The organism is Acrocarpospora pleiomorpha, from assembly GCF_009687885.1.
GTDB lineage: Bacteria > Actinomycetota > Actinomycetes > Streptosporangiales > Streptosporangiaceae > Acrocarpospora > Acrocarpospora pleiomorpha.
On the sequence record NZ_BLAF01000033.1, the window covers coordinates 40,876 to 65,140 of the forward strand.

Annotated in this window: 23 protein-coding genes; 12 read left to right on the top strand and 11 right to left on the bottom strand. The window is 66.8% G+C overall.

Annotated features, from left to right (window positions below):
* Nucleotides 1–18: 18 nt before the first annotated feature.
* Both Aple_RS27625 and Aple_RS27630 read right to left on the bottom strand, forming a co-directional pair.
* Nucleotides 19–477, bottom strand: a complete 459-nt coding sequence (locus Aple_RS27625) for a hypothetical protein (protein ID WP_155347637.1) — start codon at nucleotides 475–477, stop codon at nucleotides 19–21.
* Between the two features lie 134 nt (nucleotides 478–611).
* A complete protein-coding gene (locus Aple_RS27630) occupies nucleotides 612–1,346 on the bottom strand; it encodes a GntR family transcriptional regulator (protein WP_246264813.1) in 735 nt (244 codons plus the stop codon).
* Nucleotides 1,347–1,481: 135 nt separating this feature from the next.
* Between Aple_RS27630 and Aple_RS27635 the strand changes: the two genes are divergently transcribed.
* The 5 genes from Aple_RS27635 to Aple_RS27655 all read left to right on the top strand — a co-directional run bounded on the left by Aple_RS27635 (nucleotide 1,482) and on the right by Aple_RS27655 (nucleotide 7,573).
* Nucleotides 1,482–2,750, top strand: a complete 1,269-nt coding sequence (locus tag Aple_RS27635; protein WP_155347638.1) for an extracellular solute-binding protein — start codon at nucleotides 1,482–1,484, stop codon at nucleotides 2,748–2,750.
* Between the two features lie 284 nt (nucleotides 2,751–3,034).
* Nucleotides 3,035–4,003: a carbohydrate ABC transporter permease gene (locus tag Aple_RS27640; protein WP_246264814.1), complete on the top strand. Its 969-nt coding sequence runs from the start codon at nucleotides 3,035–3,037 to the stop codon at nucleotides 4,001–4,003.
* Complete coding sequence (locus Aple_RS27645) at nucleotides 4,000–4,824, top strand: carbohydrate ABC transporter permease (RefSeq protein ID WP_155347639.1); 825 nt, start codon at nucleotides 4,000–4,002, stop codon at nucleotides 4,822–4,824. Before Aple_RS27640 ends, Aple_RS27645 begins: the two co-directional genes overlap by 4 nt.
* Before the next feature lie 18 nt (nucleotides 4,825–4,842).
* Complete coding sequence (locus Aple_RS27650) at nucleotides 4,843–6,132, top strand: beta-N-acetylhexosaminidase (RefSeq protein ID WP_155347640.1); 1,290 nt, start codon at nucleotides 4,843–4,845, stop codon at nucleotides 6,130–6,132.
* A 67-nt stretch (nucleotides 6,133–6,199) separates the two neighbouring features.
* Complete coding sequence (locus Aple_RS27655; RefSeq protein ID WP_246264815.1) at nucleotides 6,200–7,573, top strand: cellulose binding domain-containing protein; 1,374 nt, start codon at nucleotides 6,200–6,202, stop codon at nucleotides 7,571–7,573.
* Nucleotides 7,574–7,618: 45 nt separating this feature from the next.
* On the opposite strand, the gene Aple_RS27660 is transcribed toward Aple_RS27655, so the two are convergent.
* From Aple_RS27660 to Aple_RS27675, 4 genes are read right to left on the bottom strand one after another with little or no spacing between them, the layout of a single operon-like run.
* On the bottom strand, nucleotides 7,619–8,296 hold the full coding sequence (locus Aple_RS27660; RefSeq protein WP_155347642.1) for a DNA alkylation repair protein: 678 nt from the start codon (nucleotides 8,294–8,296) through the stop codon (nucleotides 7,619–7,621).
* Nucleotides 8,293–8,988 (bottom strand): TetR/AcrR family transcriptional regulator, encoded by a 696-nt coding sequence (locus Aple_RS27665; RefSeq protein WP_246264816.1) that lies wholly within the window; start codon nucleotides 8,986–8,988, stop codon nucleotides 8,293–8,295. Before Aple_RS27665 ends, Aple_RS27660 begins: the two co-directional genes overlap by 4 nt.
* 18 nt (nucleotides 8,989–9,006) lie before the next feature.
* Nucleotides 9,007–10,404 (bottom strand): aminobutyraldehyde dehydrogenase, encoded by a 1,398-nt coding sequence (locus Aple_RS27670; protein ID WP_155347644.1) that lies wholly within the window; start codon nucleotides 10,402–10,404, stop codon nucleotides 9,007–9,009.
* A gap of 20 nt (nucleotides 10,405–10,424) precedes the next feature.
* Complete coding sequence (locus Aple_RS27675) at nucleotides 10,425–11,792, bottom strand: NAD(P)/FAD-dependent oxidoreductase (RefSeq protein ID WP_246264817.1); 1,368 nt, start codon at nucleotides 11,790–11,792, stop codon at nucleotides 10,425–10,427.
* 111 nt (nucleotides 11,793–11,903) lie between these two features.
* Between Aple_RS27675 and Aple_RS27680 the strand changes: the two genes are divergently transcribed.
* The gene (locus tag Aple_RS27680) at nucleotides 11,904–12,569 is read left to right on the top strand and encodes a TetR/AcrR family transcriptional regulator (RefSeq protein ID WP_155347646.1); all 666 of its coding nucleotides are present in this window, start codon (nucleotides 11,904–11,906) and stop codon (nucleotides 12,567–12,569) included.
* 3 nt (nucleotides 12,570–12,572) lie between these two features.
* Here Aple_RS27680 and Aple_RS27685 read toward each other — a convergent pair whose 3' ends face one another.
* The 3 genes from Aple_RS27685 to Aple_RS27695 are packed head-to-tail and all read right to left on the bottom strand — an operon-like array spanning nucleotide 12,573 to nucleotide 15,266.
* Entirely contained in the window at nucleotides 12,573–13,607 is a 1,035-nt protein-coding gene (locus tag Aple_RS27685; RefSeq protein ID WP_155347647.1) for an ABC transporter ATP-binding protein, read from the bottom strand.
* Entirely contained in the window at nucleotides 13,604–14,380 is a 777-nt protein-coding gene (locus Aple_RS27690; protein ID WP_155347648.1) for an ABC transporter permease, read from the bottom strand. Before Aple_RS27690 ends, Aple_RS27685 begins: the two co-directional genes overlap by 4 nt.
* A complete protein-coding gene (locus tag Aple_RS27695; protein ID WP_246264818.1) occupies nucleotides 14,373–15,266 on the bottom strand; it encodes an ABC transporter permease in 894 nt (297 codons plus the stop codon). The genes Aple_RS27690 and Aple_RS27695 overlap by 8 nt, the downstream gene beginning before the upstream one ends.
* A 286-nt stretch (nucleotides 15,267–15,552) precedes the next feature.
* Between Aple_RS27695 and Aple_RS27700 the strand changes: the two genes are divergently transcribed.
* From Aple_RS27700 to Aple_RS27720, 5 genes are all read left to right on the top strand, one after another.
* A complete protein-coding gene (locus Aple_RS27700; protein ID WP_155347649.1) occupies nucleotides 15,553–16,461 on the top strand; it encodes a hypothetical protein in 909 nt (302 codons plus the stop codon).
* A 17-nt stretch (nucleotides 16,462–16,478) separates the two neighbouring features.
* Complete coding sequence (locus Aple_RS27705) at nucleotides 16,479–17,435, top strand: SIS domain-containing protein (RefSeq protein ID WP_155347650.1); 957 nt, start codon at nucleotides 16,479–16,481, stop codon at nucleotides 17,433–17,435.
* A 61-nt stretch (nucleotides 17,436–17,496) separates the two neighbouring features.
* A complete protein-coding gene (locus Aple_RS27710) occupies nucleotides 17,497–18,129 on the top strand; it encodes a MerR family transcriptional regulator (protein ID WP_155347651.1) in 633 nt (210 codons plus the stop codon).
* 67 nt (nucleotides 18,130–18,196) lie between these two features.
* Nucleotides 18,197–19,012 (top strand): SAM-dependent methyltransferase, encoded by an 816-nt coding sequence (locus Aple_RS27715; RefSeq protein ID WP_246264820.1) that lies wholly within the window; start codon nucleotides 18,197–18,199, stop codon nucleotides 19,010–19,012.
* 8 nt (nucleotides 19,013–19,020) lie between these two features.
* Nucleotides 19,021–22,353 (top strand): NACHT domain-containing protein, encoded by a 3,333-nt coding sequence (locus Aple_RS27720; protein ID WP_155347652.1) that lies wholly within the window; start codon nucleotides 19,021–19,023, stop codon nucleotides 22,351–22,353.
* 79 nt (nucleotides 22,354–22,432) lie between these two features.
* On the opposite strand, the gene Aple_RS27725 is transcribed toward Aple_RS27720, so the two are convergent.
* Both Aple_RS27725 and Aple_RS27730 read right to left on the bottom strand, forming a co-directional pair.
* Nucleotides 22,433–22,588 carry a hypothetical protein gene (locus tag Aple_RS27725; protein WP_155347653.1) on the bottom strand — a complete coding sequence of 52 codons (156 nt, stop codon included), beginning with the start codon at nucleotides 22,586–22,588 and terminating at the stop codon, nucleotides 22,433–22,435.
* A 21-nt stretch (nucleotides 22,589–22,609) separates the two neighbouring features.
* On the bottom strand, nucleotides 22,610–23,266 hold the full coding sequence (locus tag Aple_RS27730; protein WP_246264821.1) for a TetR/AcrR family transcriptional regulator: 657 nt from the start codon (nucleotides 23,264–23,266) through the stop codon (nucleotides 22,610–22,612).
* Nucleotides 23,267–23,401: 135 nt separating this feature from the next.
* Here Aple_RS27730 and Aple_RS27735 point away from each other — a divergent pair, with 135 nt between their 5' ends.
* On the top strand, nucleotides 23,402–24,118 hold the full coding sequence (locus tag Aple_RS27735) for a DUF4386 domain-containing protein (RefSeq protein WP_155347655.1): 717 nt from the start codon (nucleotides 23,402–23,404) through the stop codon (nucleotides 24,116–24,118).
* The last annotated feature ends 147 nt before the right edge of the window (nucleotides 24,119–24,265 follow it).

The following is a 24,265-nucleotide window of genomic DNA, read 5'->3' on the forward strand; positions in this document are numbered from 1 at the left end:
GTGAGCGATCCACCTCGGTTATTTCAAGAGCAAGCAATCCGTTTCGCCTCGAGCGGCCATCCGTTCCTTAGCTGGTGAGTAAAGCACGATCCGCGTCCGAAACTTGGCACTCACGGCCACCTTCGCGGTCAAGTGGCTCGCGATCAGTTCGTACTCGGCGTGCTGGGCCACCGAAATCAGCGCCCCGACGAGTATAGTCGCGATTACATCCGAATCACCGGTACCGGCTCCGGCCTCAGCTTCGGCGGCGTAGGTACGCTTGTACTTTCCATTGCCACAGGGGATATCCTTTCCCCCAGGGTCTGTGATCTTTATTTCTACGGCGGACAAATACTTCAAAGTCTGGTCGATATGACTCTTGAGCACCTCGCCGGCTTCGGCCGCGGTCGGCTCCGGAGGGGCGTCATCCCCACATCCGGACAGCACAAATACGATGACAACGGCAATCGACTTGATCCGCCACGCGCGACGCGTCATCTACCCCTCCGGCCATCCGGTCCATGCAGCAGACCCATAATGTCCGGGAACTAGCGCTAGTACGCCCATTTCGCAAAAACAGCAAGAAGCCGGCCTGTGGCGACCTACGCGCCACCATGCGGTCCAGGCGCGGGTCAGCCGGAATCGGCGTCGAAGTTTAGTTCTGAGGTGACTCGGTAGCGGTCGCCGCGGTAGATGGATCGGGTGAACTCGACGATTCTGCTGTTTACGTCTCTGGTGGTGCGCTCCACCATCAGTGCGGGGAAATGTTCGGGCACGTGCAGCAGTTCCGCCTCCGTCTCGTCGGTCACGGTGGCCTCGATTGTCTGGATCGCGCTGCGTACGTCGACGCCGAAACGTTCGCGGAGGAAGCGGTAGAACGAGCCGGATTCCATATCTGTGGGGACCAGGCCGTCGACCAGGGTGTGAGGTAGGTGGAGGCGTTCGATGGCCATGGGTTCGTCGTCGACCAGGCGGAGGCGTACGACGCGGAGGACGGGGGCGGCGGGGGCGAGTTGGAGGCGGCTGGCCAGTTGAGGGCCGGCGGGGGCGGAGCCGAATTCGAGGATGCGGCTGGCCCAGTGGCCCTCGGCGGGTGGGGCGTAGAACGAGCCGCTGGGGGTGGCGGCGAGGGCCTGGGTGACGCGGTGGGGGCCGGTGAAGGTGCCTCGGCCGTGTTCTCTGACGAGTTGGCCGGAGCGGACCAGGTCGTCGATGGCGGCGCGGAGGGTGGGGCGGGAGACGCCGAGTTCCTTGCACAGGTCGCGTTCGGAGGGGATGGCCTCGCCCGGCTTCTTGTCGGCGATGAAGTCGAGCAAGAAGTCGCGCACCCGGTCGCGCTTCAGCCCGGCCCGCATGTTCAGAGTCACAACCTCGACCTTACCAGCTTCTGACCAGTTGGCCAGGTTAACGCTTGATAACAGGCCTTGACGGGACAACTGGTTAAGACCACTCTACTCGCAGCAGGCAGATTGCTTACCAATATCTGACCACTGGGAGTACCAATGAGGTCCCGCTTCCTTACCGCTTCGGCGGTGCTGGCGCTCGCCGCCGGCCTGACCGCGTGCGGATCCACGCCAGAATCCACCACTCCCAGCGCTGACGCGGGGCCGGTCAAACTGACCGTCTGGGTCATGCGGGACAGCTTCACCGACGGGGTCATCAGCCGGTTCAAGTCCGACTTCGAGGCGAGCCATCAGGGGACCACGCTGGACATCCAGATCCAGGAGTGGGACGGCATCGGGCAGAAGGTCACCAGCGCGCTGGCCAGCAACGACGCGCCCGATGTGATCGAGGTCGGGAACACCCAGGTGGCTGAGTACGCGGCCAGCGGCGGCGTCAAGGACCTCACCGACAAGGTCACCGAGCTGGGCGGCGGGGACTGGATTCCCGGGCTCGCCGAGCCGGGCAAGATCGACGGGCGGCAGTTCGGGATCCCGTGGTACGCGGCGAACCGGGTCGTGATCTACAACAAGGACCTGTTCGAGAAGGCCGGGATCGCGACCGCCCCGAAGACGCGGGACGAGTGGATCGAGGTCACCACCAAGCTCAACAAGGGCGGTACGCAGGGCATCTACCTGCCGGGCCAGAACTGGTACACCCTCGCCGGGTTCATCTGGGACGAGGGCGGCGACCTGGCGGTGCGGGAGGGCGACCAGTGGAAGGGCGCGCTGGACACGCCGCAGGCGATCGCCGGGATCGGGTTCTACCAGAAGCTGCAGGCGCTCGGCGAAGGGCCGCGCGACTCCGACGAGGCCAAGCCGCCGCAGGCCGACGTGTTCGCGAAGGGCGACGTGGCGCAGCTGATCTCCTCCCCCGGTGGCGCGACCGCGATCGAGAAGGCCAATCCGGAACTGGCCGGGAAGCTGGGATTCTTCCCGATTCCGGGGAAGACGGCCGACAAGCCGGGCGCGGTGTTCACCGGCGGCTCCGACCTGATCATCCCGGAGGCGTCCAAGAACCCCGACGCCGCGTACGAGGTGGTCAAGGCCCTGGCGGGTGAGAAGTTCCAGCTCGACATGGCCAAGGAGATGTCGTACGTCCCGAACAAGGCGTCCTTCGCCGGCGTGCTGAGCGGCAGCGAGGGCGCGGCGGCGATGGCCATCGGCGCGACCAACGGGCACGCCACCCCGAACTCCCCCAACTGGGCCGCGGTCGAGGCGAAGAACGTCATCAAGGAATACATGACCAAGGTCCTCACCGGCGGCGACCCCGCGACCGAATCCGCCGCGGCGTCCCAGGTCATCACGGACATCCTCAACACCAAGTCGTAGGTGTACGGCTCACGCCCGCGAAACGGAAACCGACCGAACTGCCGGGGTAGGCGTGACGTCGTCGAAGGCCAAGAGCACACAGAATGACCAGGTCACCGAGTCTCTCGCCGTTATCCGGCGCCGTTCACGCTGGTGGTGGTTCTCACCGCACCGGCGCCAAAGAGCAGCAGCGGCATTCCGTCTGGTGTTCTAAGCCCCCACCAAGTCGTAGGAGCGCGGCCCACCCTTCCCAAAGGTGGGCCGACCCTCCCGTCCCTGCTCCCCACGACCTTCTGAGGAAGCCCGTGTCCGCACCGCCCGTGGTCGCCCCCCGCCAGGAAAGTCCCGCGCCGCCGGTCAACCGGCGACGCCAGGGACGATCCCGGATGGCCGGATTGTGGCCGTATCTACTCGTCGCCCCCACCGTGGTCGGGGCCGCGTATCTCCTGCTCTACCCGCTGCTGCGCAGTGTGGTGATCTCATTCCAGCACTTCCGGACCGGCGAGCTGATCCGTGGCGGGGCGGCTTTCGTCGGTCTGGAGAACTACCAGGAGGTCCTCGGCAGCGACGAGTTCTGGTCGGTGGTCTGGCGGACCTTCCTGTGGACGGCCGTGAACGTCGCCGCGATCATGGTGATCTCCACCCTCGTCGCGTTGATGATCGCCCGGCTGCGGAAACGCCTGCGGCTGGCCGTGATGAGTGGCCTGGTGCTCACCTGGGCGACGCCGGTTCTGGCGGCGACCACCATCTTCCAGTGGTTGTTCCAGTCGAGGCTGGGCGTGGTCAACTGGCTGCTGGCCACGCTCGGTCTCGAGTCCTTCCGGGGTTACACCTGGTTCGCGGACGGCACGTCCACGTTCGTCATCCTGGTGGTGCTCGTCGTCTGGCAGTCGGTGCCGTTCGCGGCGCTCACCCTGTACGCGGGACTGACCACGATTCCGGCGGAGCTCTACGAATCCGCGCGGATCGACGGCGCGACCGGATGGCAGATATTCAGAAATGTCACCTTCCCGATCCTGCGCCCGCTGTTCGGGCTGATCACCTCCCTCGAAGTGATCTGGGTGTTCAAGTGTTTCGCCCAGATCTGGGCGATCAGCCGCGGCGGCCCAGACGGCGCGACCACCACCCTCCCCGTGTACGCCTACCAGATCGCCCAATCCCTCCATAAATACGACCTGGGTGCGGCCATCTCCACGCTGACCGTCCTGATCCTGGTCGCCGCCCTGATCACGCACCTGCGGCGGATGCTCCGGCACGAAGGGGACCAGCTGTGAGACTCCGGCGCCTCCCGCTCACCCTGGCCGCTCTGTCTGTCCTGATCGTCTCGGTCTTCCCCGTCTACTGGATGGTTCTGACCGCGTTCAAGCCCACGAAGGACATCCAGGCCGACACCCCGACATTCTGGCCCGCGAACCCCACGCTTGAGCATTTCGCCACCGCCGTGAACGCCGAAGGATTCGGGTTGTTCTGGCGTAACAGCCTGCTGGTGACCGTGAGCGCGGTCCTGGCCGCCCTGGTCGTCGCGCTGCTCGCCGCGTTCGCGGTGGCGCGGATGCGGTGGCGGGGGCGGCGCGGCTTCATCCTGATGGTCTTCATCGCCCAGATGGCGCCCTGGGAGGCGCTGCTGATCTCGATGTTCATCATCGCCCGCGACACCGGCATGCTCGACAAGCTGTCCATGCTCAGCCTGATCTACTTCATGACGACGCTTCCGTTCACGATCGTCACGCTCCGGGGCTTCCTCGCGGCGATCCCGCCGGAGCTGGAGGAAGCCGCCCAGATGGACGGCGCGAGCCGGTTGGTCGCGTTCCGCCGGGTCGTCTTCCCGCTCCTCGCGCCGGGCCTGATGTCCACCTCCCTGTTCGGGTTCATCACCGCGTGGAATGAGTTCGCCTTCGCGAACGCGCTGATCATCAAGAACCAGGACGACCGCACCCTGCCCGTCTGGCTGTCGTCGTTCAGCAACATCTTCGGCACGGACTGGGGCGCCACGATGGCCGCCGCCACCCTCTTCATGCTGCCTGTCCTGCTCATCTTCCTCGTCCTGCAGCGCCGGGTGACCTCCGGGTTCACCGCCGGCGCGATCAAGGGCTGACCTGAAAGGGATCTCCACGTGATAATTCCGCGGCCCAGGAAACTGGCCGTTCTCGGGGGCACTGTCGCGTACGACCCTGAGCGTGTCCGGCTCGCACCACCAGACCCCGCACTCGGACCGGAAGGCTACCGACTGGACATATCCCCCACGGGTGTCGACCTCACGGCCGGAGGCGACGCGGGCCGCTTCTACGCCCGCCAGACCCTCGCCCTGTACGGCGACGCGCTCCCCCACGCCACGATCGAGGACCGCCCCAAGTACCCCTGGCGCGGCCTCATGCTCGACGTCGCCCGGCATTTCATGCCCACGCACTTCATCCGCAGGCTGATCGACCTGCTGGCCCTGCACAAGCTCAACGTGCTCCAGCTGCACCTGAGCGACGATCAAGGCTGGCGCCTGGAGATCAAGCGGCACCCCCGGCTCACCGAGGTGTCCGGCGATCATTACACGCACGACGACATCCGGGAGCTCGTCGCGTACGCGTCGGAGAGGTTTGTCCGGATCGTCCCCGAGATCGGGCTCCCGGGTCATGTCCAGGCCGCGCTCGCCGCGTATCCGCATCTGGGGAACGATCCCTCCCGGCAGCTGCCGGTGTGGGACACCTGGGGAATCAGCCCGCACACGCTCAACCTGGAGGAGTCCACGATTGCCTTCTTCGAGGAGGTGCTGGACGAAGTTATCGAGATATTTCCGGATCAGTACATACACGTGGGCGGGGACGAATGCCGCCCCGGTGAATGGGAGAAAACCCCCCGAGCCCAGGAGCGTATCCGCGAGCTAGGACTTCCCGGCGCGCACGCCGCCCGGAGCTGGATCATGACGAGGATGGCCGAGCACCTCCAGCGAAGGGGACGCCGCCTCGTCTACTGGCACGAAAAAGCCGACGGCCCGCCCGGCGCGACCACGATGACCTGGCTCGACGAGCAGAGCGGCCCGCTCGCCGCCCTTGAAGGCCGCGACGTCATCCTTGCCCCCCATACCCGGACATATCTCGACTACCCCGTCGAATTCCAGCCGGGCCCCTTCGCCCCCGATCGCATCCTCACCCTGTCCGACGCGTACCACTTCGACCCACCCCCCGCCCCGCCCGGCGCGGACGGCCGGATCCTCGGCGTGCAAGCCCAGCTCTGGACCGAATACATGCCCACTCCAGAAGACGTCGAGCGCCAGACCTTCCCCCGCCTGTGCGCCTTCGCCGAAGTGGCCTGGGGCTCCCCCCAGGACTACCCGGACTTCCTTCGGCGGCTCGACCCGCACCTGGCCCGGCTGGCCGCCCAGGGCATCCAGATCGGGCCGCTCATTCCTTAGACCTCGGGGGATTCGTACACGGAAAGGAAGAATGTTGTCCAGAAAGAAGTGGTTAGCCGGCGGACTGGTGTCCGCTCTCGCCCTCATCGGCCTGGTCGCCCTCCCGGCCGACGCCGCGACATCCGTCCGCCTGCAGTACAAGACCAGCGCCTCAGGCGCCACCGCCGACCAGGTCGAACCCTGGTTCAACCTGATCAACAACGGCACCACCGCGATCCCGCTGAGCGGTCTCAAGATCCGCTACTACTTCAAGGCCGACTCCGCCTCGCAGCAGTACCGCTTCGCCTGCTCCTGGGCGGTCGTGTCCTGTTCCACGGTCACCGGCACGTTCGGCACCATCTCGCCCGGCACGGCCACCGCCGACCGCTACCTTGAAGTCGGCTTCACCGCCGGCAACCTGGCCACCGGCGCCCAGTCGGGTGACATGCAGCTGCGTTTCTACCGCGCCGACTGGCAGCGCATCACCCAGAGCGACGACTACTCATTCGGGACGAACACCTCCTACATCGACTGGACGAAGGTGACCGTCTACCAGAACGGCACCCTGCTCTGGGGCACCGCGCCGACCGGCGGCAACCCATCGCCATCGCCGTCCCCGTCCCCGTCCCCATCGCCGTCACCCCCGCCGGGCGGTTCCGGCGTCGTGTTCGACGACTTCAACTACACCGACGCCAACGACACCACCATCAGCGCACACAACTGGACCATCCGCACCAACCAGGGCGGCCCCGGCATCCCCGGAGCGACCTGGCCGAAGGAGAACATCTCCTTCCCCGTCGTCTCGGGCACCAACAAGGCGCTCCAGCTCAAGTCGGTCACCGACGGCACCTCGGCCGGCACCCAGCAGTCCGAAGTGCTGCACCAGCGCAAGTTCCTGGAAGGCACCTACGCGGCCCGCGTCAAATTCTCCGACGCCCCGATCAACGGCCCCGACGGCGACCACATCGTGCAGACCTTCTTCACGATCACACCGCTCAACCAGGACCTCGACCCCAACTACAGCGAGCAGGACTTCGAGTACCTGCCCAACGGCGGCTGGGGCGAGCCCGCCAACATCATGTACGCCACCTCCTGGGAGACCTACCGCAACGAACCCTGGCTGGCGGTCAACGTGCACACCGAGAACCGGATCAGCTACGACGGCTGGCACGACCTGGTCCTCCAGGTCTCCGGCGGCCAGATCAAGTACTACATCGACGGCGCGCTCTTCGCGACGCACGGTGACATCTACTACCCCGAGACGGTCCAGTCGGTGAACTTCAACCTGTGGTTCATCAGCGGCGGCCTGCTCGGCAGCTCGACGCCCCGGACGTACGTCCAGCAGGTCGACTGGTTCTACCACTCCAAGAACGAAGTCGTCGCGCCCACCGAGGTCCTCAACCGGGTCAACTCCTACCGGTCCGCCTCGACGCGCTGGGTGGACACCGTGCCCAGCGTCTGATCATCCGGCACGGCTCGCGCGTATTCGGGGCGCGCGAGCCGTCCCTTACTCCGGCACGTTCTTAAGCGCCTCCCGCCGCGAGAGCCCGCTGATGCCGTGGTTGTTCACGTATCGCACGACCTCCCGCGGATCGGTCTTGGCGTATTCGCGCAACGCCCAGCCGATGGCCTTCCTGGCGAAGAACTCCGTATCCGACAGGCTCGGTTCGATGCACGCGTAGAGCAGCCCCAGGTCGGTCCTGTCCTTGAAGGTGTTCTGGCACAGGATCGAGGTGCGCCGCTTCCACAGATCCGGATCCCGCGCCCACTCCAGCATCGTGACCTTCATCGTGTCCGGGAACAGCCGCAGCAGCGTTCCGATGCGATGCACGGCCAGCTCGTCCACCAGATCCCACCAGGCCCCGGTGACGATCATCTCCTCGTACATGGGCAGCGTGTAGAGCGTCTGCCAGTCGCGGTAGAGCCGCGACCCGGTCAGCTCGATCGCCGCATACCGCTCCTCGCGATACTCGGCCTCCCGCCACAACGTCAGCACGGCCTTGCGCCACTCCGGCGCGGAACCCAGCCGGTGCCCGGCGAACACCTTCTTCAGCGCGGTACGGCGCGGCCCCGACTGCACCCCGAGGAACGGCAGCTCCGACTTCATGTACGCGCGCATCGCGGGCGCCTTGACCGGGTCGGCGACCTCGGCCAGCGCCCCCCGCACGGCCTCGATGATGCTCATGCCTGCTGGCTGGTCCGGTCCCCGGTCGCGAGCCCGTCGAACAGGACCTTGACGTAGTGCTCGGCCAGCCCGGCCGTGTTGAGCCGCCCGCCGGGGCGGAACCAGCGCACGGCCACCCAGATGGTGTCGCGGATCATCCGGTAGGTCAGCTTGGGGTCGACGTCGCCGCGGACCTGCCCGACGGCCTGGCCGCGCTTGATCTGCTCGATCCACATGCGCTCGACCTCGTCCTCGGCCTTCACCAGGTAGTCGAAGCGGTTGTCGGGAAGCGAGCGCAGGTAGCTCCAGTCGTTCTGCATGACAGTGATCGCGGCGCGGTGCAGCTCGAGGGTGCCGAACCCGATCCTGACCATCTCCGACAGGACCGCGCGCGGATCGCCGTCCGTGTGCAGGGCGGCGCGGTAGCGGGCGATGAGGTCTTCGAGGAACGTGCGCAGCACCTCGTCGACGATCGCCTCCTTGGAGTCGAAGTGGTGGTAGAGACTCCCGGACAGGATGCCGGCCTCCTCGGCGATCTGCCGGACGGTGGTCGCTTGGAAGCCCTTGCGCGCGAAGAGCTCCGCGGCGAGTTTCACCAGGTGGTCCCGGCGCTCGGAAACGGCGCTGGCCGTGGTGGTGCCCCGCCTGCCCCCGGTCTGACGCCTGACCGGGGTCGCCGAAGTCGCCGTGCCGGAGTTCTTTCGCTGATTCACGTGCTCCATTATGAGCGGTCAGGCGGGCCTGAAGGAGTCCCGGGCTTCCGGGGCGGCGTGTTTGATCATGAGATGGCGGACCACGGAGTACTCCTGGACGGCCTCCTGGCTCATGTCCTTGCCGAAGCCGCTGCCCTTGACGCCGCCGTGCGGGGCCTCGGAGGCGATGGGCAGGTGATCGTTGACCCACGTGACGCCGACGTCGAGCTGGTGGGCGACACGCAGGGCCCGCGCGACGTCCACCGACCAGATCGAGGAGGCCAGGCCGTAGGGGGTGTCGTTGGCCAGGCGGATGGCCTCCTCCTCGGAGTCGAAGGGCAGCGCCACCAGGACCGGGCCGAAGATCTCGCCCTGGACGATCTCGCTGGACTGGTCGGCGTCGGCGATCAGGGTGGGCGGGTAGTAGAAGCCGGGGCCGTCGATGGGCTTGCCGCCGAGGAGCACACGGCCGGAGGCGCGGGTGACGAAGCCGTTGACGCGGTCGCGGTGGGCGGCCGAGATGAGCGGGCCGATGTCGGTCTCGTCGGACCAGGGATCGCCGGGCCTGACCTGTTCCATGGCCGCGTGCAGGGCCTCCAGCGCCTCGTCGTAGCGGGATCTGGCGATGTAGACGCGGGTGGCGGCGGTGCAGTCCTGCCCGGTGTTGTACGTGGCGCCCATGGTGACCCCGAAGGCCATGTCCGCCAGCGAGGCGTCGTCGAAGACGAGGGCGGGGGCCTTGCCGCCCAGTTCGAGGTGGACCCGCTTGAGGCCGCCGGTGGCGCCGCGCATGACGGCGCGGCCGGTGGCCGTGGATCCTGTGACGCCGACCATGTCCACGCCGGGGTCGGTGACCAGGGCCTGGCCGATGTCGGCGCCGCCGGTGACGACCTGGAGCAGGCCTTCTGGGGCGCCCGCTTCGGCCATCAGGGCGGCGAGGCGGAGCGTGCTGCGCGGGGTCGCGGGGGCCGGTTTGATGACGACGGCGTTGCCGGCGGCGATGGCGGGGCCGATCTTCCAGACGGCCATGATGAACGGGAAGTTCCAGGGGGCGATCGAGCCGATCACGCCGATCGGGCGGCGGATGAGGGCGGAGGTGTAGCCGGCGCTGAGCACGCCCGCGCCGGTGCCGTCCAGGGAGCGGGCCGCGCCGGCGAAGAAGCGCAGGTTGTCGATGGCGAAGGGGAGCTCGCCGTCCCGGAAGACGGCGGCGGGTTTGCCGGTCTCCTCGACCTCCAGGCGGGTCAGCTCCTCGGCGTCGGCTTCCACCAGGTCGGCCAGGCGCAGCAGGAGCCGGGCCCGGTCGGCGGGGGTGGTGTCCCGCCACTGCGTGAAGGCGTCCCGCCCGGCCTGTACGGCCGCGGAGACGTCGGTGGGAGTGCTGTCAGGGACCTCGTCGACGGGTTCTCCGGTGGCGGGGTTGATGAGGAGGGTCATCGGGGTGGTTCCTTACTCGTTCAACTGTCAAAACCGATGCCGAAGCGGTCCAGGGCGCGCAGCCAGGGCCCTCGGCGGCCCTCGTTGGCGTCCGCGCGCGCCAGCGCGCGGCGGGTGAACTCGACCACCGGCCAGCGCAGGGGCTCCGGCGGGAACGGCACGGGGTGCCGCCGGACCATGCGCAGACCCGTCCTGGGGGTGTTCCTGCGGGCGAGCAGGTCCAGGCCGACCAGCGCCCCGAATCGGGACGCGCCGACGCCGAGACCGGTGTAGCCCAGCGCGTACGCCACCCGCCCGCCCATCGCCGTCCCGAAGAACGGCGTGAAACGGCTGGTGGAGTCGATCATGCCGCCCCAGCGATGGGTGAAGCGCAGACCCCGCAACTGGGGAAATGTCGTGAAAAAGTGCCGGGCGAGCAGCTGGTGGGACGCGTGGCGCTGCTCGTTTCCGGTGCCGGCGAAGTTGTAGACGGCGTCGTACCCGCCCCAGAGGATGCGCTGGTCCCGGGTGAGCCGGTAGTAGTGGAACTGGTTGCCCACGTCGGTGATGCCCTGGGCGTCCGGCCAGTTCAGCGCGGCTCGCTGACCGGCGTCCAGCGGTTCGGTGACGAGCACGTAGTCCCAGACGGGCAGCACGAAGTTACGCAACCGCCGCAGCGGCGCGGGGAACGCGTTGGTGGCCAGCAGCACCTGGCGGGCCGTGACGACGCCCCGATCGCAGGTCGCCCGGACGGCCGATCCGGATCGCTCCAGCCCGGTGACCGGCGTGTTCTCATATATCCGGATACCGAGATCGCCCGCGACCCGCAGCATCCCCCACGCCAGCCGGGCCGGATCGACCAGCCCGCCGTTCCCCCGGATCCGCAGCCCCGCCAGATACGTCGGCGAGTTCACGTCGGCGCGCATCTCCTCGGGGCCGAGGAAGGTGACGTCCTCGCCGTACTCGCGGTGCAGTTTCTCGGCGCGGCGGAGATCGTCGACATGGTGCGGCGCGACGGCCACGCTGGTCTTGCCGACCAGGCGGAGGTCGGCGTCGATGGCGTGTTCCTCGACGAACGCCGCGATCTGCGCCAGGTTCTCCCGGCCGAGGGCCAGCAGCAGCGCTATCTCCCCAGGCCAGCGATGCACGCCATGCGCCAGCCCGTGCGTCAGCGAGTCGGAGATGAAGCCGCCGTTCCGCCCGCTCGCCCCGAACCCGACCGTGTGCGCGTCGACCAGCACCACATCGCACGCGGGGTTCTCCCGCTTGGCGAGCACCGCGGCCCACAATCCCGTAAAACCCGCGCCCACGACGAGCAAATCCGCAGTAGTACGCCGCTCCAAAGGTGGGTATGCCGGAAGAGTTTGGCCATCCGTCCAGTAGACCCGGGGAGCCGCATCCTTGAGCACCGCGTCTCCCTTCGCCCCATGTTTGTTGAATCGTGATTCAAATGCCCATCGAGTTCCTACGTCAAGACCTGCGAGACTAGTTGTGAGATCGTTCAGACGGGGACGGGTGTCATGACTCAGCGCAAGAGCAAGGCAGATCGGCGGATCGAGCTGATCGACGCGGCGCGGCGCGCGATGATCCAGCACGGCGCGGAAGGCGTGCATCTGAACCAGATCGCAGAGGAGGCAGGGCTCACCTCGGGCGCCGTCCTCTACCACTATCCCGACCTGCGCGACCTGCTCATCGAGGCGCACCACGCGGGCATGGAGCGCTTCTACGAGCAGCGGATCAAGAAGATCAGCGGCATCGCCGACCCGGCCCAGAAACTCATGGTCACGATCCGCTCCGGCCTCCCCCAGGGCCCCGACGACGCGGGCGTTCGCCTGCTCTGCGAACTCGGCGGCGCCGCCGGCCGCAACCGGGTGTACGGCACGCTCCTCACCACCCTCTACGACCGCCAGGTCTCCATGTACCAGACCATCCTGGAGGTCGGCGCCGCCCAGAACGTCTTCACCCTCGCCCAGGACTCCGAGACCATCGGCCGCAACCTGGTCGCCCTCGAAGACGCGTACGGCTACCGCATCGTGGCCAGGCACCACACGATCGGCGCGGACGAAGCCGCGGAGCTCATCCTCGACTACGCCCGCCTGGCCACCGGCCACCCGCTCAAGGCGAGCATCCCGCACCGCACCACAGCGACCCGCAGGCCGTCCGTGCCACGCACCCAGAGCGCCTGACCGCTACGCGGGCACGAGCACGGCGTCGTCCGGGTTCCAGAACAGCCCGACCGTCGCGCCCGGAGCGATCCGGGCCGAGCCCTGCGTGGCCACCAGCACCTTCCGGTCATGCCCTGGCACGTCCACCGCGATGTGCGAGATACCGCCGAAGAAGCTCACGTCGACCACGGTTCCGTCGGCGGCGCCGCGTCCGGGGTCGCCGAGCCGGACCCGCTCGGGGCGCACGGCCAGGACCGCGATCCCGTTGGGCAGGTCGGTCTTGCAGGGCAGCGGGCCGAGGCCAGGGACTTCGAAGCCGTTGTTGGTGACCGTACCGGTGAAGAGGTTGTTGGCGCCGATGAAGTCGGCGACGAACCGGGTGCGCGGCCGGTCGTAGAGGGCGATGGGGGCGTCGACCTGCTCGATCAGGCCGTTGTCCATGACGGCGATGCGGTCGGCGAGGGACATCGCCTCCTCCTGGTCGTGGGTGACGACCACGAAGGTGATGCCGACCTCGTGCTGCAGCCGCTTGAGCTCCAGCTGCATCTCCGCGCGGACCTTCTTGTCCAGCGCGGACAGCGGCTCGTCCAGCAGCAGCATGCGGGGGCGCTTGACGATCGCCCTGGCCAGCGCGACCCGCTGCTGCTGGCCGCCGGACAGCTGCGCGGGCCGCCGCCCGGCCATCGTGTCCAGGCCGACCTTCTCCAGCACCTCGCCGACCCTGGTCTTGATCTCGGCGCGGGGCAGGCCCTCGCGCTCCAGGCCGTACGCGACGTTCTTGGCGACGGTCATGTGCGGGAACAGGGCGTAGGACTGGAACATCAGGTTGACCGGCCGCCGGTGCGGCGGCTGGCGCAGCAGGTCGGCGCCGTCGAGGCGGACGTCGCCGCGGTCCGGCCACTCGAAGCCGGCCAGGATGCGCAGCAGCGTGGTCTTGCCGCACCCCGACGGCCCGAGCAGGGCGAAGAACTCCCCCGCCCGGATGTCGAGCGTGACATCGGAAAGAGCGACGACGTCCCCGAACTTCCGGGACACTCCCTCGATGGAAAGCAGCGTCATTTGAAGGACTCCGTGAGTCGGGTCATCCGCTGGACGGCGATCACGGCGGTGAAGCTGACCACCAGCAGGATCGTCGCCAGGGCGTTGATGTCGGGGGTCACGCCGAAGCGGATCATGGAGTAGATCACGATCGGCAGCGTCGGTTCGGTCGGCTCGGCGGTGAAGTACGCGAGCACGAACTCGTCGAGGGAGAAGGTGAAGGCCAGCAGCGCCCCGGCGGCCACGCCCGGCATCAGGCCGGGGAGCGTGATCCGCAGGAACGTGGGGATCGGGCCGGCGCCCAGGTCACGGGAGGCCTCTTCGAGGGACATGTCCATGGAAGCCAGGCGGACCCGGACGACGACGGCGACCAGCGGGATGCCGAACGTCAGGTGGGCCAGCAGGATCGAGTGCAGGCCGAGGGTGAACTGCACGGTGGAGTAGAAGATGATCAATCCGACCGCGAGCATGAGCTCCGGCAGGATGGCCGGGAGGGTGGCCAGCGCGTCCAGGATCCTGGACCGGGTGTAGCGGGCCAGGCCGACCGCGAGCATGGTGCCCACGACCGTGGCGATCACGGTCGTGCCCACGGCGACGATCAGGGTGTTGACCAGGCCGTGCAGCACGTTGTCGTTCTCGGCCAGCGCGCCGTACCACTTCAGGCTGAAGCCGTGGAAGCCGAACGGCGAGTCGCTGGAGTTGAACGACATCACCACCATGACCACGATCGGCGTGTAGAAGAACACGTACGTCAGCCAGAGCGGCACGTAGATGCCCAGGTTCCGCCTACGCATTGCGCATCCTCCTGGAGGCCACGGCCTGGGCGATGAGCAGCACGAACGTGAAAACAATCATGACCAGGGCCAGGGTCGCGCCGAACGGCCAGTCGCGGGCCTTCAGGAACTGGTCCCTGATCATGTTGCCCACCATGATCGCCTTTCCGCCGCCGAGCAGTTCTGGCACCACGTAGTTGCCGAAACTCGGCACGAACACCAGCACCGCGCCAATCAGCGCGCTGGGCAGCGTCAGCGGCAGCGTCACGCTGAGGAACGTGCGGAACGGGCTCGCGCCCAGGTTGGCGGACGCCTCACGCAGCCGGGGGTCGATCTTCTCCACAGCCGAGTAAATCGGCAGAATCATGAGCGAAAGGTAGCCGTAGACGAGGCCGAGCACGATCGTGCCCTCGTTGTAGAGGAGCGCCAGCGGCTCGTCGACGAGACCGAGCCCGGTGAGCGCGTCGTTGACCAGGCCGGGCCCGGACAGCAGCACGATCCAGGCGTAGACGCGGATCAGGAAGTTCGTCCAGAACGGCAGCATGATCGCCAGCAGGGCGATGGTCTTCCAGCGTGGCGGCAGCTGCGCGATCGCGTAGGCGGTCGGGTAGCCGATCAGCAGCGCGATCAGGGTGACCAGACCGGCGATGACCAGGGAGTCGCCGATCACGCCCAGGTAGAGGGGGTCGTTGAGGCGGGCGAAGTTCTCCAGGGTGAACTCGTAGACGACCCCGCCGAAGCGTCCTCGTGGGAAGAACATGTAGGTCAGCATCAAGATCATGGGCACGATGGCCAGCACGATCAGGGCGGTCAGTCCAGGTGCCAGGAAGAACACCGCCGCGGCGGCCCTTCCCCAGCCTAGCGGCCTCCGGGAAGTCTCCGAAGCCTTCGTGAGATTTCCGGACAAGCGGCGCTCCCTTCCTGATGATTCGCGAGTGTTGCAGGAGAACTCAACTTAGACAAGACTTTGCTGAGCACGGTGAGCTTTACATTTGTGTTTCTTGTTGAAGCGACGTTCAGGAGTAGGCGTGGACACTCCACGGTGGCGGCTGTCGGCGACGGCCACCCTGATCCCGGGGCTCCCGATCGAACCGGGCCTGTCGGAGACGCTCCTGCGCACGCTTGCGGATCCACCGGATCCTTTCGTCGTACGGAGCATGCGTCCCCTTCCGCCCATCCCGGCCGGAGAACGGGTGATTCCGGCCGACCAGACCAACCACTCGGTGATCGTAGGTGAAACCGTAGTGGTTAAGTGGTTTGCGAGGCCTTCTGGTGATTCGCCCGCGCCTGAGTTGTTCGCGCATCTGGCGGAGGTGGGGTTCCGGGCGATCGCGGAGCCGTATGCGGCGGTGTTCTGCCGGGATGAGTTGCTGGCGCTGGTGACCGCGTACCTGCCTGAGGCCAGGGATGGCTGGGAATGGTGCGTTGACGAAGCCGTTTCTGGGGGTACAGAGTTCGCTGGCGAGTTGGGGCGGATGGCGGCGGAGTTGCATGTGGCGCTGGCGACGCCGTCGAGTGTGTTGCCGGATCCTGTGCGGGTGGTGGAGGCGTCGTGGGCTGGGCGGGCGTTCGAGGCGCTGAGTGAGGCGCTTCGGGTGACCGAGGACGCGGAGGATTCGGCGTGGCTGAGCGCCCATGAAGGGGATCTTCGGCGGGAGTTGGCGCCGCTCGGAGTGGCTGGGGATACGCCGGTGCTGCGGATTCATGGGGATCTGCATGTGGGGCAGGTGCTTCAGTGGCGGGACGGGTTGGCGATCGTAGATTTCGATGGGAATCCGACGGTTTCGGGGGCTTCGCCATACCAGCCGGCGGCGCGGGATCTGGCTCAGCTGACGACCAGCCTTGAACATGTGGCCCAGGTGGCCGTGAAGCGGCGCGGGGCTGATCCCCAGGCGATGGCCGCGTGGGCCTGGATGACCCGCGAAACCCTCGAAACCGCCTATGTCACGACATTGGCGGAGGCTGGACAGTCAGAACTGCTGGATCGCTCGCTGCTGCGCCCCTTCGAGATCGAACAGGAATGCCGCGAACTCCTCTACGCCGCCCACCACCTCCCCCGCTGGCGCTACGCCCCCATGGGCGTCCTCCGCACCTGGTTCTAGATCTCGAAAGGCTCTTGATGGACGCCGCGTTGTATTTGGCTGATTTGGAAGCGAAGCCTGAGGCTCTGGCCGGGCTCGCCGATGCGTGGGAAGCCGGTGATCTCCTGGGCGGAGTGCCGTTGGATGTGCGGCGGGTTGTCTTCTTGGGGATGGGGAGTTCCCGATACGCGGCGGGGGTGGCGGCGCTGCGGTTGCGGGCGGCGGGGGTTGACGCGGTGGCGGAGTATGCCTCGGCGGCTGGGGGGTATCCGGCTGATGCGTCGACCTTGGTTGTGGCGATTTCGGCGTCTGGGGGGAGCCGGGAGACGCTGGACGCGGTGGCGCGGTATCGGGGGCGGTCGCGGGTGGTCGCGGTGACCAACCAGGTTGAATCGGCGGTCGGCGAGGGCGCGGATGTGGTGGTGCCGATGTTGGCCGGGGCGGAGAACGGCGGCGTCGCTTGCCGGACATTTCAGCACACGCTGGTTTTGCTGCTGGGGCTTGTTGATCGGCTGACGGGGGCGGGTGGCGATATTTCGGGACTTGTGCGGCGGACGGCGGAGGCCAGTGCTGATCTGCTCGATCGGCGGGGAGTGTGGCTGGATCAGGCGATCTCGTTGCTGGACGGGCCGCATGGCGTGTACACGATCGCGCCCGCCGAGCGATTGTCCTCCGCACAGCAGTCAGCGCTGATGTTCCGGGAAGGCCCGCGGCGTCAGGCCGATGCCTGCGAGACCGGCGACTGGTCGCATGTGGACGTCTACCTCACCAAGACCTACGACTATCGCGCCCTGTTCTTCCCCGGATCTCGCTACGACGACCAGGCGATGGAGTGGATTCGCCAGCGCGATTCGACGGTCCTGACGGTGGGCGGCGAACTCCCCGGGCAGAAGGCGTCGATCCGCTACCGCCACGACGACGACCCCGACGTGGCCCTGCTCACCGAAACCCTGGTCGCCGAACTGATCGCCGCATCGCTCTGGCAAAGACACTGAGCCGGCCACGATCGGTTCATTGGATAGCATTGCTGTCCAATGACGAGGTACCCTCGTCCGTATGCGGATCTCCCAGCTCAGCGCCGAATCCGGGGTGCCCATCCCGACCATCAAGTACTACCTGCGCGAAGGCCTCCTCCCCCAAGGCGAGCAAACCTCCGCCACCCGCGCCGAATACGGCCAGACCCACCTGCGCCGCCTGCGCCTGATCCGCGCCCTCCTGGAGGTCGGCCGCCTCCCCATCGCCGCCATCCGCGACGTGCTCGACGCCGTCGACGACGAGACCCTCGGCGTGCACAAGATGCTCGGCACCGCCCATTACGCCCTCAGCCCCGGCGTCGAACCCCACGAGGACACCCCCGACTGGCAGGAAGCCCGCGAGATGGTCGACCAGCTCATCACCGACTTCGACTGGCAGATCGAACCCGAGGCCCCCGCCCGCGAAGAACTGGCGCAGACCATCGTCACCCTCCGCCATCTCGACGCCGAACCCACCCTCGCCGACCTCACTCCGTACGCCACCGCCGCCCAAACCCTGGTCCAGACCCACGAAATGCACAAGATCCCCTTCGACGCCCCCCGCGAGATCACCGTGGAAGCCCACATCATCGGCACCGTCATGTACGGCCGGGTCCTGGACACCATCCGCCGCCTCGCCCAGGAATCCGAATCCGCCAGAATCCTCACGACCTAGAGCCATCGCGCCATGGCGTATATATCGCTCTAAGATTGGCTTCCGTCCAGCGGTCGAGGAGCATGCGTTGAGCGAATCGTACGAGCCGCCGCCGGGGCTCAACCCCGCTGTTCCCAGCGTCGCGCGGATGTACGACTACTGGCTCGGCGGCAAGGACAACTTCAGCGCGGACCGTGAGGCGGCCGAGGAGGTCATCCGGCTGGTCCCCGGCGTACGCGAACTCGCTCGCGAGAACCGGGCATTCCTGCGCCGAGCCGTGGAACACCTGACCAAAATCGGGATACGCCAGTTCATCGACATCGGCGCCGGCCTGCCCACCCGGGAGAACACCCACGACGTGGCCCAACGCCTCGCCCCCGACGCCAGGGTCGTATATGTCGACAACGACCCGGTCGTCCTGGCCCACGCCCGCGCCCTCCTGGCCAACAACTCGCGAACCATCGCCGTCGAAGGCGACCTCCGCGAGCCCAAATCCATCTTCGACCACCCCGAGCTGCTCGCCCATCTCGACCTCGAGCTCCCAACAGCCGTCCTGATGCTCTCCGTCCTGCACTTCATCACCGCCGACCGCGACGCCCTCGCGGTGGTCGCCCAGGTGCGGGACTCCCTCCCCACGGGCAGCCACATCGTGATCAGCCACATCTACGCAGGTGACATGCCCCCCGACGAACGCGCCGCAGGCCGCGCCATCTACGCCCGCACCTCCTCCGGCCCCGCCGCCGACCGCTCCCTCACCTGCCTCACCAACTTCTTCACCGGCACCACCCTGCTCGCCCCCGGCCTCGTCCCCGTCCACGACTGGCACCCCGACCACCCGGTTCCTCCGCGTATGGACACCGGCAAGCCCTATGTTCTCGGAGGCGTCGGCACGATCACCCGCTGAGGAGTTCCATGTCACGGTTCAGCTACGCGGAAGCGGTACGGATTCTCGGCGGCGAAACGGCCACACTGCGCGCACTCGACAAACTGCTCGGCGGCGTCCTGCTGGGCGCGTCCGCGGTTCCCGGAGTCGGCGCCACCGCCCTCAGCCTGTTCGACGCCAAATCCGAGGCGGTACGACTCGGCCACCAACTCATCACCGCACTGCGCGAGAAGGTCACCGGCGCCACCCGCTACACAAGATCAGAACGTCTGTACGCAGCCCAATCGATCATTCTGGCGACCGCGTTCTTCGAGTCGCTCGACGATATCGACCTGCCTTTCACGCTTAGCGACCTGGAGCTCCTTGAGACGGAGAAACATGATCTCTTCGCTTTCGCGGAGACGAGGATCTTCACGTCGAACTTCCCGCTCGGGATTACTCACGGGCACGTGGCGCCGGAGAGGCTGAAAGGCTTGATCTCGCAGGATCGGTACAAGATGTACTCGGATGCCGGTGAAGTTCTGCTTCGTTTTGCCCGTGGTCTGGCGATATGGGAGAACTTGACCTCGGCCCAGCAGGCCCAGGCGTCCTTGGAGATCTCCGGCAACCTGCCCACAGCTGCCAGCCGCCGCTATGACGATATGTACCGGCGACTGGCAGTCGAGTTCCCCGAGTTCGCGTTCTGGGCGATCGAACGCGAGCATCATGTCACCCAGGAGCAGCTCCGGCAGGGACTCGCCGGCCTGACCGACTTACTCGCCTCGGTCTCATCCGGCCGGGTGCCACCGCCGAAACTCCGCAGCCTTCTCACGCTCAACCAGGCAGCCCTGACTCGCCCCATCAGCCCCAGCGATGATCTGCCCGATGGCCTGTCCCTGCCAGACCTCTCCGACGGATATGTCAATCCCCGTTTCCGGGTCGCACTCGGGTCGGCGGACCTCAGCCTGGAGAGATCCTGGTCAGACGTGCCGATACGCGACGACCTTCAGGACTTCCTGGCCGGACTGCTGACCTCGTTGTCCTCCAGCGTCAGCCCCCTCCTGGTTCTCGGCCAGCCGGGGGTCGGCAAGTCCGTGCTCACCCAGATGATCGCCGCTCGCCTCCCAGCCGCTGACTTTCTCCCGATCCGCGTCCCTCTTCGCCAGGTACCGGCGGACGCGGGAATCCAGGAGCAGATCGAAACCGCCATCCGCGTTTCCACCGGCGAGTCGATGAGCTGGCCTGATCTCGTCCGTTCCGCTGACGGAGCCCTCCCGGTGGTCCTGTTAGACGGCTTGGACGAGCTACTCCAGGCTACCGGCGTCAATCGGGCCGACTACCTGGTGCGGGCCGCCGAATTCCAGGCACGTGAGGCAGAGCTCGGCCGTCCGGTCGCCGTGATCGTCACCACCCGCACAGCGGTGGCCAACCGCTGCCGCCTGCCCAGGGGAAGCCTCGCCATCCGACTGGAGCCCTTCTCCGACGACCAGGTAAAACTGTGGATCGACACCTGGAACAACACCAACGGCACTCATTTCGCAGGCATCGGCCGAGAGCCGCTTTCCTATGACGACGTGCTCGCTCACAGCGAGCTGGCCGAACAACCGTTGCTTCTCCTGATGCTCGCGCTGTACGACGCCAGCGGACCGAATCCGCAGGGAGCTCTGCGCAACGTCGGCACGCTCAGCTACGGCGAACTGTACGAACGGCTGCTCCATGGATTCGCCGCCCGGGAGATCGACAAACACGAGCCCGGCCTTCCCCCCAACCGACGCGAGCAGGCGCTCGAACGGGAACTGCACCGCCTTTCGGTGGCCGCGTTCGCCATGTTCAACCGAGGTCAGCAATGGGTCACCCACGATGACCTTGATCGCGATCTCACCGCACTGATCCCGGAGCAAACCTCGGCCGGGGTGGGTTTCGATCGTCCCCTGACCGTGGCCCAGACGGTTATCGGCCGCTTCTTCTTCATCCACCAGTCACGGGCTTTACACGACTCCCACGAGCTGAGCACCTATGAATTCCTGCACGCCACCTTCGGTGAATATCTGATCGCGCGTTTGGTCCGGGACCTCCTGCGCGAAGAGGCCCAGCGAGCAGCGGTTTCTCAGGAAGGCATGCTGAGCGGGATGTTCAACCCACGCTCCGATCCAGGGCCATCGGGCGCACTGCTGTCGTTCGCCGTACTGTCGGTCCGCGTCCCTATTCTCGCATTCCTGCACAGGATCTCCGAACCAGGCGAACACCTGAGGCCGTTCTTATTGCGCCGGTTCCAGGAGACCTACTTCGGCGCGGAGTCGGCACGCTCGAACTACGAGCCCGTAGCGTTGTCGGCGACTCAGCGCATCGCCCGGCAAACCGCCAACCTTGTGCTGCTGACCACCGTGCTAACGGGGCCGGTCACCGCCGCGGAGCTGTTCGGCGCGGATTCGGACTGGGTGCGGCATTGGCAATCCGTCGTCGATCTCTGGCGGGCGGGTACGCATCAGGATGAATGGCCCAGCCTGGCGTCCTCGCTGCGAATCGCCCGTTCCTGGGAGGGACAGGAGAGAGTTCTGGCCGTGTACTGGGAAGGTTCGTGGTCGCTCCCCATGGACGGTGTGAGATTCAGCGCGGACGCGGCCAAGCTCCTGCGGACAACCGAGGACACGCTCGCCTGGGCGCACAACGTGCACCCGGCAACTGGCCTTCGACAGTGGCAGGCTTCCGGCGCTGATACCTCGCTGGACACCGGCGCTGACCGATCCGTGAACTCAGAAATCTTCGACTCGCTCTATTTTCATATGAGGCACGCTGTGACGTCGATCGGCAGCGTCAGCGGCGAGACCTCCACCTCGGTGTTTACCGCTCTCAATGAGGTATCGATCGCCAGGGAGCGGTACTACATCGGTCAGGGCGTGCTTACGGCGATCTACGATCGCGCATTCAAGATGATCTCTCTGTTCCCAGAGGAATCTTCATTGCACCTGAAACAAACGCTGATCCACCTTGCCCGTGACCTGCCGATCATGACCACGACCGAGGGGGCTGCCCTTCTGGCCCAGGCATTACCACTGGTGAACCCCAGCTCCATGCCCGAAACCCACCAAATGGTCGCATGCCTCCTGAACCTGGTGGCACGCGATCGTGAGCAATTGGAATTCCTCGGTCAGGTGCTTTACGACCTCGATCTGCCGGATTGGTCATACTTAGAGGCGGCTGTAACGCTCATGGAGTTGGACGTCGACCCGTCCGAAGTTCCCGTGACCGCCTTCGATGTGGTCCGCCGCATGCGCCCGGATCAGCTAATCGACATCGAACGCGACCACCCGCATCTGTTCCACCGCGCCCGCCGCATCATCCGCGCCGACGGCGGACGCTACCGCCTTGTCTGGCCGACCTGATCAACGCCATCCCGATCAATCTGATGAGGCGTGCTCGGAGCGAAAAGCCCTACCAGAACGTGCACGAAGTTGGAGCACTTCAACCAGGAACGCGAGGTCCGCCCGCCACGACGAACTCGCCCGCCTGCAACCTGGCCTGCTGAGCTCGGGCGTGGCAGGGAGCCTCCGGGCCTCCCGCGATCGCGTCGCGGCAGAGCACACATCCGGCGTCGGGGCAGCGGGTGATGTCCTGCACCAGCGCACCCCGGTAGCGAGATCAGGAAAGCAGCTGGTCACCGTCGCCGGGGAGCGATCGCGCGAGGGCGTCGAGGATCGCGTTGAGGCCGAACTCGAACTCGTCGCCGAACTCGTAGCCGGGCTGGAGGATGTGCTCGGTCGCCATCTCCACAAGATGGGGGTAGGCGTCGGCGGCGAACTGCTCCATGATCGATTCGGTTACCTCGGTGGCCGCGCCGGGGCCGCGGAAGGGCAGCGAGACTTCCTGCAGCGCGAAGCCGTAGGTGTAGCTGTCGAGCAGGGCGGACGCGTGCGCGGTCATCGCCACCGAGAAGCCGGCCGCGCGCAGCGTGGCGATGGTCGCGTCGAGGTGCCGCAGTTTCGCGGGGCCGGGGGTGACTCGCGACTCCAGCAGGCCGATGGCCCAGGGGTGACATCTGAGCACACGCCGGGTCGAATCGGCTCGCCGCCACATCTCCGCGCGCCAGTCGCCGCCGGGCGACGGTAGTTGGATCTCGCTGGAGACGAGGTCGACGATGCCGTCGAGGATCTCGTCCTTGTTGGCGACGTGGTAATAGACCGACATCGGCTTGACGCCGAGCGCCTTGGCCAGCGAGCGGATCGTCAGCGATCCGATTCCGCCGGCGTCGGCAACGTCGATGGCCGCCCGCAGCACTCGCTCCCGGGTGAGCGGCATGCGCGGCGCGGGTCTCCCGCTATTTGGCTTTGACATCTCTCTTCGAGACTCTAGCACTTTCGTACTTAGTACGTTACGGTCGCCGTACTAAGTATGAAGTACTAAGTACGAAGAGTCGGAAGAAGGGGAAAGGTCATGTCAGCACGCACCATCGGCCGGATCGTCGGGGCCTGTTACCTGCTCGCGTTCGTCTTCTACCTCGCGGGCGGCGCCTTGGTCGGCGCCGCCTCGGGGAGCGCCGACATGCTGTCAGGCGTCCTCGACGCCACGATGCCGCTGTCGGCGGGAGCCCTGCTGATGCTGGTCAACTCCGTCATCGCCGGCGTCAACGGCGTGCTGGTCTTCAGCCTGCTGAGATCGCGCCGCCCGGTCTCCGCCAGCGCGTACCTGACGGCCAGGACGATCGAGGTGGTGGTACTGGCCGTCGGGATCCTCTTCCTGCTGCTGCTGATACCGCTCGCGCAGGAGTACGCCGCCGCCGGCGATCGCGCCTCGGTCTTCCCGGCGCTGGCGCGGGTCGCCGAGCAGGGGAACTACTACGCGTTCCACCTCGGGATGCTCGGAGTCTGCGCCGCCATGCTGGTGTTCTGCCACGCGATGCTACGCGAGCGGCTGGTGCCCGCGTTCCTGGCGGTGTGGGGGCTGGGCGCCTACGTGCTCTTCCTGGTCGGCACGGTCGCCGAACTCCTCGGCTACAAGGTAGCCCTGGCGACGTCGATCCCCGGCGGTCTCTTCGAGGTCGCCCTCGGGATTCTGCTCATCGTGAAGGGATTTCCCGCCAGGCCGGAGACCGGTCAGGGCATGGAAAGCGCTTCGGCGGGCGCGAGGCGGGACGCGCGCCAGGCGGGGTAAAGGCCAGCGATCACGCCGATGACCGTCGTCGCCAGCACACCCGATCCAGCACCACGATCTCGTAACCGTTGACATCCAGTTCGGCAAGCCGGTGGGGTTAGAGGAGGCCGACGCCGCTGTAGCCGTCGGCGCCAGGGAGGAGAGGGA